Here is a 12,340-nt window from a genome sequence, read left to right on the forward strand (position 1 = left end):
TCAGCTCCTCTCGCCTTCCACCGTGTACAGCGCCTCGGCGTGCTGTCCGAACCGGCGGCCGCCCACCGTCAGGTCTGCGGCGATGCGCGCCCGGTAGACAGACCCGCCGGGCGGGGCCTGCACCGTGAACGCGACCTCTCCGGCCGTGCGGGGCGACAGCCGCACCCTCCCGACCTCCGGCTCGGCCCGCCAGCCCTCGGGAAGGGCCAGCCGCACCGTCGCCTCCGCGTCCGAGCCGAAGGGGTTCCGGACAACCACGGTGACCCGCAGCCGTTCCCCCGGCCGCAGGGTGGCGCGGTAGGGGTGGATGTCGGCGCCGAAGGAGCCGGTACCGAAATCGACCTCCTCCAGCGGCAGGAGCTCCCGGTGGAGCCGGGCGACCTCCCGGGCAGCCCTCTCCAGCTTGTCCAGATACTCTTCGGTCACCCGGAGCGGTCCCCAGTGGCCCCGGATCAGCACGTCGGGCCGCAGCCGCCGCAGCAGTTCCACGGTCTGCACAAAGTCGTCCGTGTCCCACCGGTTCTTGTACACGTAGTTCAGGAACAGGCCGTCCTCGTCCGCCAGCTGGTCGCCGACGGCCAGCACCCGCATGCCGTCCACCTCAAACGCGATGGCCACGGCGTAGGCGGTGTGGCCGGAGAGCGGGTAGAGCGTGAGGGTGTACTCCTCCCAGCGCACAGGCTCGCCCAGCGGCAGCCGCCGGTCGACGGGGATGGCGTCGTACCAGAGGCAGGGCAGGTCCTGCTGCTCGGGCCGCTCCAGGATGTGGGCGAAGGTCTCGGGACACCAGTGCTGCGCCGCCTCCACCTCCCGCAGCAGGTTGATGCCCGCCACGTGGTCGTCGTGGTAGTGGGTGGGGATAACCACGTCGATGGTGCGGACCCCGTACTTCTCCTTCAGCACCGGGATCGTGTAGAGCCACGGCCGGCGGGAGGCCCGGTCGGCCCCCGCGGCCGGGCCGAACATGAAGTCGTAGCCGAAGTCGATCACGAGCCCCTTGCCGCTCTCCGACCGCAGCACGAAGCTGTTGGCCATGGAGGTGCGGTTGAAGAGCAGGTGCGGCGTCTCCGGGACGGCGGGCTCGTAGGGATGTTCCCGCAGCAGGAAGAGGCGCGGGTTGTGCCGCCGCACCGTGCGCAGGTCGGCCAGCCGCTCCACGGTGGGGTCGATGGCTCCGGCGGGGTCGAGCATCGGCTCGCCGTGGGAGGGCAGGAGCACGTCCGGACGGCGGGCTTTCAGGTCCAGCAGCGAGAGGATCGTGCCGGGGATGCCCTCGCCGCCGTTGTAGGTCCACTGGGTGGCGGCGAGAGACCAGACCTTGCCCGGGCCGTAGAGGAGGTCGCCGGTGAAGGCGACCCGCCGGCCGTCGATTTCGGCGAGGAGGCTCACCGACCCGGTGGTGTGACCGGGGGTGGGCACCACGGTGAAGACGTGGCGGCCAAACCGCTGCTCCCGGTAGTCCCGGAGCAGCCCGGCCAAGGGCACGGGTTCCAGCAGGGAGAAGCGGTCCTCGCGGGTGTTGTAGATGTTGGAAAGCTCCCGGGCCTGCCAGTGGCGATCAACGCGGGCGAAGAGGTCCTGCTCGGCCTCCGGCACCCAGATGCGGACACCGGCCTCCACGGCGCGGCGCAGGCCCTGGCCCTGGTCCCGGTGATGGTGGGTCATCAGCACGTCGGTGACCCGATCGACGCCGACAGCGCCCAGCTCGTCCAGTACGCTGCCGTCGCCGAAGTCGACCAGCACCGCCGCTCGGCCGTCCTTGATCACGTAAACGTTGCACGTGTCCTGGTGCAGGAAGAGCGATTCCGAAAGCTGCCGCACAGCCAGCCCCCCATTTCACACACAGTCCGGGCGCGCCTTCCGGCAGGCGCAGTTCCGCAGCGCCGCCGATCACATTTCGCTCCGCCGCGGCGGAGCAGAGCGAGTCCTCCCGCCTACGCTCAGAGCACGTCTTCCAACCGCCGCTCGATGGGGGGCGGCTCGCCGTACTTCCACGGCGCTTCCTGGGCGATGATCACCATGAAGGCGACCCCCAGGGAGACCAGGAGGAGCGGGAAGATGGTGACGGTCTTGTAGGCGATCACGGCGATGACCACGGGAATCAGCAGGTGGAGGTGGCTGTAGACCGGGTTGGCCCCCACCTCCCAGACCGACCGCTTCAGCGCGTCCTTCCAGCCCTCGCCCTTCACGATGAGCGCCTCGAGCAGGTAGGGCTGCATGGCCAGGGCGAACGCCACCGCGTAGATCCAGATGAACCGGATCGTCCAGCCGGCCACCGGCGAGAGCAGGGCGCCCCAGAAGTAGGCGTTGGAGTACGCGAAGATGAGCAGCAACGCCCAGCCCGCCTCCCAGATCAGCCCGTTCCGGAGAAAGCGCGGGAGCGCCTTGAAGTACGTCACCATCCGCAGGTCCGCGTCGTTATCCCTGAGCTCGGTGAGGAACCAGTAGAGGGTGAAGGTGGCCGGCCCGACGGGCAGCACGAGCCACGAGAGCGCAGACCAGAACAGGTTGAGCACGATGATCGGCAGCAGGTTCTTCCAGGCAAAGCGCACGGCCTGCTTCCAGGCCTCCAGGGCCGCCCGCATGGCCTCACCTCCCGGGGCAGAGTGACAGGCTCGGCATGCCGGCTACGCCCGGCCGGCGGAGCACACGAAATCGCGGATCTTCGCCAGGGCGGTCTCCCGCACCGCGGCCAGACCCTGGGCCAGGAGTGCGGGCGCCTGCCGGTCCAGCTGCGCCGAGGTCATCCGCTTGAGCCCGCCCATGCCGCCCAGCAGGGCGTTCTCCAGGTCGGTGGCAATGTTCAGCTTGCTGATGCCGCCCCCGGGCAGGGAGATCGCGCGGTGCACCGTCTCCGGCGGCAGGCCCGACCCGCCGTGGAGCACCAGGATCGTATCCGGGCCCACCTCCCGGCGGATGGCGGCCAGACGGTCGAAGTCGATCTTCGGGTTCTTGACGGGGTACACGCCGTGGGCCGTTCCCACCGAGGTGGCCAGGGCGTCGCAGCCGGTCTGCCGCACGAACTCACCGGCCTCAGCCGGGTCGGTGTACATCTCCTCGTCGTCGAGTGTCTCCAGCTGGTCCGTGGTGGTCAGCCGGCCGAGCTCGGCCTCCACGCTCACCCCGTGGGCGTGGGCGTAAGCCACCACCTCTCGGGTGAGCGCCACGTTCTCGGCAAAGGGCTTGCTGGAGGCGTCGATCATCACCGAGGTGAAGCCGGCCTCCACCGCCTGCTCGATCACGGCCATCTCCCAGGTGTGGTCCAGGTGGAGGGCGAAGGGCACGTCGACCTTCAGGTCGCGCACCACCCGCTCCAGCTCCTCCCTGACCTCGGCGGGGGTAAGGGCGAACCAGCCCAGTTCCCGCTGGCTGATCTCGACGATCACGGGCGAACGGGCGGCCATGGCCGCCTCCATCACCGGCCGGATGCAGGCCCGGTAACGGGGGTTGAACGCGGGCACCGCATAGCCCCCGGCCTGGGCCCGGGGCAGGAACTCTGTGAGCGCGAGGCAACCAGGAATCCTCTGCTTCATCGAAGTCACCTACTCTTCCAGTTTGGCCCCGGCGGCCCGCAGGCCGGAGAGGGGGCTGGTCAGCACGGGAATGGCCGGGGGCTGCTCCAGCGAGGCCAGCACCCGGGCGATGGAGGCCTGCGCCAGCACCACCACGTCGGAGCGCTGGAGGAGAGCGCAGAGCGCCTCCTTCACCAGCCGGTCGTGGGTGGCGCCGTCGCCGGCCGACAGGGCGTCGAAGGCGCCCTCGACCACCACGGGCTCCACCGCCACCTCCCGGCCCAGCTCCTCGGCCTTGCGGCGGATGAGCCGAACGGTGGGTTCCAGCGTGGTGCGGACGGTGGCGATCACGCCGATGCGCCGCCCCGACTGCACCGCCTCGGCGGCCATGGGCTCGTCAATGCGCAGGAGGGGCAGCGGGGCGTCGGCCCGGGCGCGGTCCACCACGTCGCCCACCGAAGAGCAGCAGCAGAGCAGGGCGTCGGCCCCGGCCACTTTCGCCTGCGCGAAGTAGGCGCGCATCCGGGCCTCCACGGCGGGCGTTACGCCGCCGGCGGCGATCACGTCCTTGAGCAGGCTGTCGTCCAGGAGGTTGATCACCCGTACCCCGGGCAGTTCCCGGGCCGCCAGTTCGGTCATGGAAGCGACGGTGACCGGAGTGGTGTGCAGGAGGGCGAGGGTCTTGGGCATGGGACATCCTCCCTTTCGGCTAGAACTCGAAGGCGAGCGTGAGCACCTGCCACGGCGCCGCCTCCAGGGCCACGGCGCCGTCTTCGTCCAGGGGCAGCTCGGCGCCCTCCAGCGGCTCTTCCCGGAGGTTCACCAGGTAAGCCCTGGCAGGCCGCCGCGCCGGCCGCACCCATAGGGCCCCGGGGGAGCGCGACTCGTTGACGAAGCGCAGCAGTAGGGCATCCCGGTCCTCGGCCCGCTTGCAGGCGGTGAGCAGCAGATCGCCGGCCACCTCCACCAGCGCCCCCGCGGCCGGCAGGCTCTCCGCCACCGGGGGCAGGTGCGCTCGCATCGGCGCCACTTGGGGAACCACCGGCACGGCGGTGAGCGGTGCGGCGAAGTCGTGGGCGGCCTTGTAGCTCTGCGCCTCGTCCCAGTCGCCGGCGTGGGGGATGAGGGCGTACTCCGCCTCCACCGGCCCCAGCATCTGCGCGTCCGGCGTCCGCATGGCGGGGCCGGCGCCTCCCACGCGGCTGCCGATGTCGTCCCGGCTCAGCCAGCCCACGGCCCGGAGCAAGGTGAGCCGCACGGTGCCGTCGGGGTCGGCGGCGTATTCAGGGAGGCCCCGGTTGGCGATGGTGAGGCCCCGGGTGCCGTCGGAGACCGAGACAAACGCCAGCTGCGGATGCTCGTCCACGGCCGGCTCGGCGCTGCCCCGCTCTCCCTCGGGCCGGGCGGCGGGCCGCTCCACCACGCAGAAGTGCGACTCGGCGGCGGAGCGGGCCACCGGGGCACCCAGGGAGAAACAGGCGCGCAGCCGGTGGTCGCAGGCGCTGTTCTCGAAGTGGGTGCGGATGTCGACCCGCTTTACCCCGGGCAGCAGCGTCACGTCGCTGTGCAGCACGAAGGGCACGTACCGGGGCGAGCGGCTGGTGCGGTCCTCCGTGAGTCCCTCGGGCAGCGACCAGGCCCAGGTGACGCGCAGGGTGGCCCGGGCAGGGCCGCACTCCACCCAGGTGAGACGCGGCTGCACGCTCCGGGTGGACAGCACCTGGTCGCCCACCGGGCGGGCGTAGTTGTAGGTGTCGCCGGCGTCGCCGCCGTCCTCGAACCAGTTCAGGCCCTCGTAACGCAGGCCGGTCTCCTTGTCGTAGAGCGTGAGGCTGCCGTCCATGGGCGACACGGTCACCTTCAGGAACTGGTTCTCGAGGAGGCCCGGGCCGACGACGAGGCCCGTCGTCGCCGCATCGCCCTTGTCTCTGGCGGCGTCGCCGGCCACGGTGAACAGCCAGACCCGCTCCGGCACCGGCCGCTCCCGGGGCTCGAGGTGGTACCGGCGGTAGCCCAGCTCAGGCACCCCCTCGGCCACGAAGGTGACCAGGGTGCAGTCGTTGGCGGAGCCGGTCACCCAGGGTCCGGGCGGCGCGCCCAGCCAGTCGTACCGCTCCAGCTTGTCGATGGGGGCCTCGCCGGGCCGGGTCTGGAACGGCACCTCCCGGCCGGCGTCGTCCACGAGCCGCCACGTGCGCGGGTCGATGGCCAGGGCGGGGTTGAAGGGCACCGTCACCACGTCGGTGCGGGGCCAGGTGAGCGGGTTGAACACCACCAGCGGCTGCGCGCCTTCCGGCACGCCGGTCCGGTCCACCCGGCGGGCGATGTCCTCCAGGGCGGTCTGCGCCAGGAGGCGGGCCATCTGGTGCGACTCGGCGAAGCGCGTGAGCATCTCCCGGTGCACCTGATCGATGGAGCAGCCGCAGATGGAGTCGTGGGGGTGGTTCTCGATCAGCCGCTCCCAGGCGGTCCAGAGGTAGGTCTGCTCGTACCGGCCCCCCAGCAGCCAGTTCAGGGCCTGCAGCGGCTCGGCGTAGCGCTCCAGGGCGGTCTGGCACTCGTAGTTCTGCCGCTTGAGGTAGAGGCGGGCCGATAGAACGCCGGGCAGCAGATGGGCCTTGCGGCCAAAAGCGCGGCCCTCGCCCCGCCAGACCACCTGGAGCTCCGGGTGCTCGCCCCGCACCGCCGCCACATACTCCTCCAGGGAGCCAAGGCGGTACTCCACTCCCTCGGCGGCGAGCTCCCGGTTGATCTCCTCCAGCAGCCCGGGCAGGCGGGCGTCGCTGGGCAGGTGGTCGCCCCCCATGGGCTCCAGCAGGAAGCGGGTGGTGGCAAACGCCTTCAGGTGGGCCACGGTGCGTCGGGCCCGCTGAACAGCCTCGGCGCGTGTGCGCACCGGGTCGTCCGGGTCGTCGCGGTAGTGGCCGCGGTAGTACTCCAGCGGCAGATAGATGCCGAGGAGCCGCGTGCCGTCGGGGCCCTCCCACCAGAATTCGGACTGCATCGCCGCCGGGAACTGGGCGGCGTTGTAAGGACGGGCAAAGCGGTAAACGTCGGGGTGGCCGTGGTATCCGTCGCCGGCGGGATGGCCCACCGGCGGCGCGCCGAAGCCCCGCCAGACCACGGCGCTGTCGATGCCGAAGCCGGCCAGGATCACCGGCATGCCGGCAGAGTGGCCGAACTGGTCAGGCAGGTAGCCGACCCGGCTGGTCCGGACGCCCAGCTCCCGGGCGGTCCGCTCCCCCAGCCAGAGGTTGCGGATGTGCGCCTCGGCGCTCACCAGGAACTCGTCGGGCAAGATGTGCCACGGCCCTACCGCCAGCCGCCCGGACCGGATGTGCCCCACCAGCCGCTCCCGGTTCTCGGGCCGCACGGCGAGGTAGTCCTTGAGCACGATGGTCTGCCCGTCCAGGGTGAACCGGAAGGACGGGTCACGATCGAGGTTCTCCAACAACTGGTCGATCACGTTCACCAACCGGAAACGGAACTGCTGGTAAGTGGACCACCACTCCCGGTCCCAGTGGGTGTGGTGGTACATGATCACCTGGGTCTTCTGCTGGGCCATGGCATCACACCCCTTCCATTCTCGGCCTGGCATCGCCCGGGCCGGCGGCCAGACCCCGGCCCCGCCCGGTTTTCTAGCGAAGGTCCGCCCAGGCCGCGGCGAACAGCTGCCGCAGTGCGGCGTAGTCCTCCTCTTCCAGAGCCTCCATGGTGTCCAGGGCCGTGGCGAAGTAGAGCGAGGGCACGCCCAGTTCCGGCTGCACCTGCAGGTACTCCCGCCAGGCGGCCCGACTGGGCATGGGCCAGTTGTCGGTATCGATGAGGTGGTGGGGCAGTGCGGCCCGCGCGACCCGGGCCCGGTGCCGCATCTGCGCCACCACGGGGCTGCCGGTGTTGATGTCGTTCAGCCGGATCATGTCGGTGACCCGGGCGAAGTAGGGGTTGGGCGTGTGGGTCATCACCAGGGCGTCGGGCTTCACGCGCTTGGCCTCATCGTGGAGGATCCAGAGCAGTCGGTAGAGCAGCTCCACTCCCCACTCCCGGCCGTGGCGCCTCAAACCCGGGCCGCTGGGGGTGCGGGCCGAAAAGTCTACCTTGAAGCCGTCGGCGTCGTAGCCCTGGGACGACAGCATGAGGCGCACCGCCCGGCGGAGGGTCTCCTCGTAGGCGGGATTGGAGGGGTCGGCGGCCACGGGAAGCCCGGCCGAGTTGGTCACGCACTGGTCGGCAGGCAGGCCCTCGGGGTCCCAGGCTTTCCACCAGAGCAGCACTCGCTGCCCGGCGTTGTGGCGTCCGGCGATCCAGCCCTTCAGGTCCGGCCACTTGGCCGGGTCCGCTTCGCCGAGGGCATAGGCGGCCGCCCACTTGTCGTCGAGCACCACGATGCCCGGCCGGAGGCCGTGGGACTCCAGTGCGGCCAGGAATCGGTCGTAGTTCGCCTGGTTGGCCAGCGCCGGCGCCCGGGTCCCGGTGAGGTTCGCCAGGTGACACTGCGCGCCCCAGCCGCAGAAGATGGGCTCCCGCCACCAGCCCGGCAGGTCGGCGGGTTGGCCCACGTCCACCAAACCCCGGCTTACCAGTTCGGTGACGTACCGCTCCAGGCCCGCGTAGGGGTCGGGCTGGTTGAAGAGAAAGAGAACGCCCGGCGAGACGAACTCGCCGTCCACGGCCGTCTGCCCTTCGTAGGCGAGCCGGAGCGAGAACCCATCCTCCATCCCGTCGTAGTGGAAGCCGGTGAACAGGTGCTCGCCGGGCCGCACGATCAGGCCGGCCATGATCCACGGGCCGGCGGGGAGGTCGGGCTGATCGCCCGGCGAACCGGCCACCCGGCCGCTGCAGGCCCTGTTGGGAGCTTCGCCGGGAGCGCCGTCGGGCGCGCCCGCAGCCGCACCCCCATCGCCCCCGGTGGTCGGGTCCGCGCCGCCCTGGTCGGCAGCCACGGAAGCGGCGCGCAAGACCCCGGCGCCGGCCACCGGCGTCCGGGAGAAGCCGTAGCAGAAAGGCGCAGGGGTAAAAATCCAGTGCCGCCGGCCCGGCAGGGCGCCGGAGCCGCACACGTCGATCAGGGTCGGCTCAGAGGCGGGGATGGCCCGCCGCTCCGATCCCCAGGGCTCGGGGTTGAAGACCGAACGGAACTGCGCTCCGCTCAGGAAGAAGCCGCTGCCGTACCGGAGTGCGCCGGAGTAGTAGCCGCCGAAGAGGTGCAGGTCGGTGATCCGGCCGGCGCCGGCCACTTCCAGGTGCGCTTCCAGCGACTCCTCCCGGCACCGGAGCACCAGCGCCTTCCGCGCCCAGTGGCTGCTGACGGCCCGCACGGTCACCCGCACGCCGCCGTCCCCGTCTGCCACCTCCGGAGACTCCAGGCGGGCCGTCTCGTCCAGCCCCTCCCGGGTGTGCAGGCTGCCGCCCAGGAACAACTCCGCCCAGCGGTTGCCCGCCGCGTCCTCCAGCACCGCGAACGGGCGGTCGGCCGGAAGATGGAGCCGGTACGTGGCCGCCTCCACCAGGAGCCCGCCTTCGCGCTCTGTCACCTTGACCATGATGCTCTCTCCCTGCATGAGTGAAGTTCCGGGATGCCTCGCCCATGGCATCCTGCCGCCGTACCCGTCGTCCCTGGGAACCAAGCCGGGCCGTCGGGCGGTGCACGGCCCAGGCGGGCCGTGCAGTGGCCGGAGCGGGGGATGGCGAGACCAGCGGCGAATCCCGGTTCTTTCTCTGCTGCCGATAGGATATCCCGGAGACTTTGTCTAACACCTATAGTAAGTGGTGGTTCGCTCACGCCCCTGGGAAATCCTCTCGCCACGCGCCGATTGTGACGACCTCTCGAGGAGGTAGCGACGTGCAAGACAAGCGCAGCAAGGACCTGACGTTCATCATGGTAGGCCACGCCCACATCGATCCGGTCTGGCTCTGGGACTGGCGCGAAGGGTACGAGACGGTGAAGGCCACCTTCCGCTCCGCCCTCGACCGGCTGCGGGAGAATCCGGACATGGTCTTCGTGCACAGTTCCGCTGCCCACTACGCCTGGATGGAAAACCACCCCGAACTGCTGGCTGAGATCCGGGAGGCCGTGGCCCGGGGCCAGTGGGAGCCGGTGGGCGGCTGGTGGGTGGAGCCGGACGCCAACATCCCCTCCGGCGAGTCCCTCGCCCGGCAGGGGCTCTACGGGCAGCGCTACTTCCAGAAGGTGCTCGGCCGCAGGGCGAAGGTGGCCTTCCTGGCCGACACCTTCGGCCACCCCCACACCCTGCCGCAGCTCTTCCGGCAGGCCGGGCTGGAATCTTTCCTCTTCATGCGGCCTGGGGCAAGCGAACTCGACCTGCCGTCGAACCTTTTCCGCTGGCGCTCTCCCGACGGCTCAGAGGTGCTGGCGGCCCGGGTGGAGTGCTACAGCACGAACCCGGTCTACGTGCAGATGTCGCTGGCCCGCAACCTGGACTGGCGGCCGGCGGACGCCCGGGTCTGGGTTCACCTCTTCGGCGTGGGCAACCACGGCGGCGGACCGACCAGGAAGGCCATCGCCTCGATCCGGGAGGCCAACGCCTCCCCCGACTGGCCCACCCTTCGATTCGGGTCGCTCTCGTCTTTCTTCGCAGCGCACGCCGGACGGACCGACGTGCCGGTCCACGCCGGAGAACTCCAGCACCACGCCCGGGGCTGCTACAGCGCCCACTCGGGCATCAAGGCATGGAACCGGCAGGCGGAGTCGGCCCTGCTCACCGCCGAGCGGTGGGCGGTGCTCGCCTCCTTCTATGGCCTGCCCTACCCGGCGGACCGGCTGGAGCACGCCTGGCGGTTGCTTCTGTTCAACCAGTTCCACGACATCCTGGCGGGCACCGCGATTCCCGATGCCTACGAAGACGCCCGCCGCGAACTGGGTGAGGCGATCGCGATCGCCGACCGGACTGGCTACGCCGCCCTGCAGGTGATCGCACAGCGCATCGACACCCGGCGGGGCGGCCGCCCGGCGACGGAGATCGAGCCCATCCGGCGGGTGCGCTGGACCCCCGAGCGCTGGACCGTAGACCTGGGCGACGGCACGCCCGTGGTGGTCTTCAACCCGAGCCCCTGGCCCCGCACCGAGGCCGTGGCGGTGGAGCTGAACGAGTGGGGCACCGACGACCTGAAGGTGCTGGACGACCAGGAGCGCCCCGTGATCCACCAGTTGGGCCGTCCGGACTCCGTCACCGCCAACCGGCCCCGGGTGCTCTTCACGGCCGAGGTGCCGGCGTTCGGCTACCGGGTCTACCGGGTGGTGGACGAGCCTGCGGCGCCGGTGCCGGAGGGCGGGCTCACGGCCTCGCGGGAGGTCCTGGAGAACCGCTGGTGGCGGCTCGAACTGGACCCGACCACCGGCACCCTGAAGGCGCTGTGGGACAAGTCCCGGGGCCTGCAGCTGCTGGCCGGCGCCGGCGCCCGGCTGCTGGTGGTGGCGGACCCGTCCGACACCTGGGGCCACGGCGTGACGGCCCTGCGACACGAGGTCGGAGCCTTCTCCTGCGTCCGGGCAGAGCTGGTGGAGGACGGTCCGGTGCGGGCGACGTGGCGGATCACATACCGATGGACGGGCGGGTTGGGCCTCCACTCCACCGCCCGGCAGGAGATCAGTCTCTTCCGGGACAGTCCGGTAATCGAAGGGCGCCTGACGGTGGACTGGCACGACCGGCAGCGGGCGCTCAAGCTCGCCTTCCCCTTCGCCCTCGACGAGGCATGCGCCACCTTCTCGGTTCCTTACGGCCACGCCGTCCGCCCGGCAGACGGCCAGGAGGAGCCGCTGCAGCAGTGGCTGGATGTGACCGGCTTCGTGCGGGACGCCCGGGGCAACCGGCTCCGGGCGGGCGTGGCCCTGCTGAACGACGGCAAGTACGGCGGCGACGTGCTGGGAGGCGAGGCCCGCCTCACCCTCCTGCGCAGCCCGGTCTACGCCCACCACGATCCGCACCGGCTGGAAGAGGGCGTGGAATACCGCTACCAGGACCAGGGGGAGCAGACGACCCGCTGGCGGCTGGTGCCGCACGCCGGCTCCTGGGCCGATGCCGGCGTGGTGCAGGCGGCCCACGACCTGAACACGCCGATGGCCGTCATCCGGGAGTATGCTCACCCGGGTGAACTGCCGAAGGCGGCCAGCTTCGTCACGGTCGATCCCCCCGACCAGGTGGTGGTGACCGCCCTGAAGCAGGCCGAGGAGGGCGAAGATCTCATCCTGCGGCTCTACGAGCCCGCCGGCCGTCCGGCGCGGGCCCGAGTCAGCATCCCGCTGGCGCAGGCCGCCTTTGCCGTGGAGGCCGGGCCGTACCAGATCAAGAGCTACCGCATCAGCCGCACCGGGGAAGTGCGGGAGGTCAACATCCTGGAGGAGTAGGCGCAACAGCAACGGCCCCGGCAGTTCGCCGGGGCCGTGCCATTCGGCCGTGTGGAGCCTAGAGCTCCAGCTGGATGATATTCCCCTCCACGATGGTCTTGATGCCCATCTGCTCCAGCACGCTCACCGGGACCAGCGTGCGGTCGTTGACGATGTACGCGTTCTCACCGGCGGTCACCGTCACCGCGTTGCCCCAGGGCATCGTGACCGAAGCCGTCCGCGTCTCCTGGTTCCACTCCACCAGCCCGCCGTACAGTTCGGCGACCCAGCGGAACGGCACGTAGATCCCGTCTTCCTTCAGCTCGGGTGCGACGTCGATTTCCTGGGAGCGGCCCGCGATGAAGAGCGCCGGCTTGCCGACCTCGAGGCTGACGCCCTTCACGTACAGGATGCGACCCTCGGTGCGCGGGGCGATGGTGCCGTCCCTCTCAACGGCGCTCATCACCAGCGGGGTGACCAGCGG

Annotated in this window: 8 protein-coding genes; 1 reads left to right on the forward strand and 7 read right to left on the reverse strand. The window is 70.8% G+C overall.

Annotated elements, in window-relative coordinates:
- From AB2385_RS12930 to AB2385_RS12955, 6 genes are all read right to left on the reverse strand, one after another.
- Nucleotides 1-1,821 (reverse strand): MBL fold metallo-hydrolase, encoded by a 1,821-nt coding sequence (locus tag AB2385_RS12930; protein ID WP_367655429.1) that lies wholly within the window; start codon nt 1,819-1,821, stop codon nt 1-3.
- 119 nt (nt 1,822-1,940) lie between these two features.
- Nucleotides 1,941-2,585: a hypothetical protein gene (locus AB2385_RS12935; RefSeq protein WP_367655430.1), complete on the reverse strand. Its 645-nt coding sequence runs from the start codon at nt 2,583-2,585 to the stop codon at nt 1,941-1,943.
- Between the two features lie 42 nt (nt 2,586-2,627).
- The gene (locus AB2385_RS12940) at nt 2,628-3,533 is read right to left on the reverse strand and encodes a ketose-bisphosphate aldolase (protein ID WP_367655431.1); all 906 of its coding nucleotides are present in this window, start codon (nt 3,531-3,533) and stop codon (nt 2,628-2,630) included.
- Between the two features lie 9 nt (nt 3,534-3,542).
- On the reverse strand, nt 3,543-4,202 hold the full coding sequence (locus AB2385_RS12945) for an aspartate/glutamate racemase family protein (protein ID WP_367655432.1): 660 nt from the start codon (nt 4,200-4,202) through the stop codon (nt 3,543-3,545).
- A 19-nt stretch (nt 4,203-4,221) separates the two neighbouring features.
- Complete coding sequence (locus tag AB2385_RS12950; RefSeq protein ID WP_367655433.1) at nt 4,222-7,077, reverse strand: alpha-mannosidase; 2,856 nt, start codon at nt 7,075-7,077, stop codon at nt 4,222-4,224.
- A 73-nt stretch (nt 7,078-7,150) separates the two neighbouring features.
- Nucleotides 7,151-9,055: a hypothetical protein gene (locus AB2385_RS12955; RefSeq protein ID WP_367655434.1), complete on the reverse strand. Its 1,905-nt coding sequence runs from the start codon at nt 9,053-9,055 to the stop codon at nt 7,151-7,153.
- Between the two features lie 299 nt (nt 9,056-9,354).
- On the opposite strand from AB2385_RS12955, the gene AB2385_RS12960 reads away from it, so the two are divergent.
- Nucleotides 9,355-11,877 carry an alpha-mannosidase gene (locus AB2385_RS12960; protein WP_367655435.1) on the forward strand — a complete coding sequence of 841 codons (2,523 nt, stop codon included), beginning with the start codon at nt 9,355-9,357 and terminating at the stop codon, nt 11,875-11,877.
- Nucleotides 11,878-11,935: 58 nt separating this feature from the next.
- Here the strand turns inward: AB2385_RS12960 and AB2385_RS12965 are convergent.
- The coding region (locus tag AB2385_RS12965; RefSeq protein ID WP_367655436.1) for a stalk domain-containing protein at nt 11,936-12,340 on the reverse strand (405 nt) is incomplete at its 5' end.

Origin of the sequence: Symbiobacterium sp., from assembly GCF_040797425.1 — a bacterium.
Classification (GTDB): Bacteria; Bacillota; Sulfobacillia; order Symbiobacteriales; family Symbiobacteriaceae; genus Symbiobacterium.

Coding starts and splice junctions, on each gene's coding strand:
- AB2385_RS12935 (WP_367655430.1), bottom strand. CDS start 2,585: ATGCGGGCGGCCCTGGAGGCCTGGAAGCAGGCCGTGCGCTTTGCCTGG.
- AB2385_RS12940 (WP_367655431.1), bottom strand. CDS start 3,533: ATGAAGCAGAGGATTCCTGGTTGCCTCGCGCTCACAGAGTTCCTGCCC.
- AB2385_RS12945 (WP_367655432.1), bottom strand. CDS start 4,202: ATGCCCAAGACCCTCGCCCTCCTGCACACCACTCCGGTCACCGTCGCT.
- AB2385_RS12950 (WP_367655433.1), bottom strand. CDS start 7,077: ATGGCCCAGCAGAAGACCCAGGTGATCATGTACCACCACACCCACTGG.
- AB2385_RS12955 (WP_367655434.1), bottom strand. CDS start 9,055: ATGGTCAAGGTGACAGAGCGCGAAGGCGGGCTCCTGGTGGAGGCGGCC.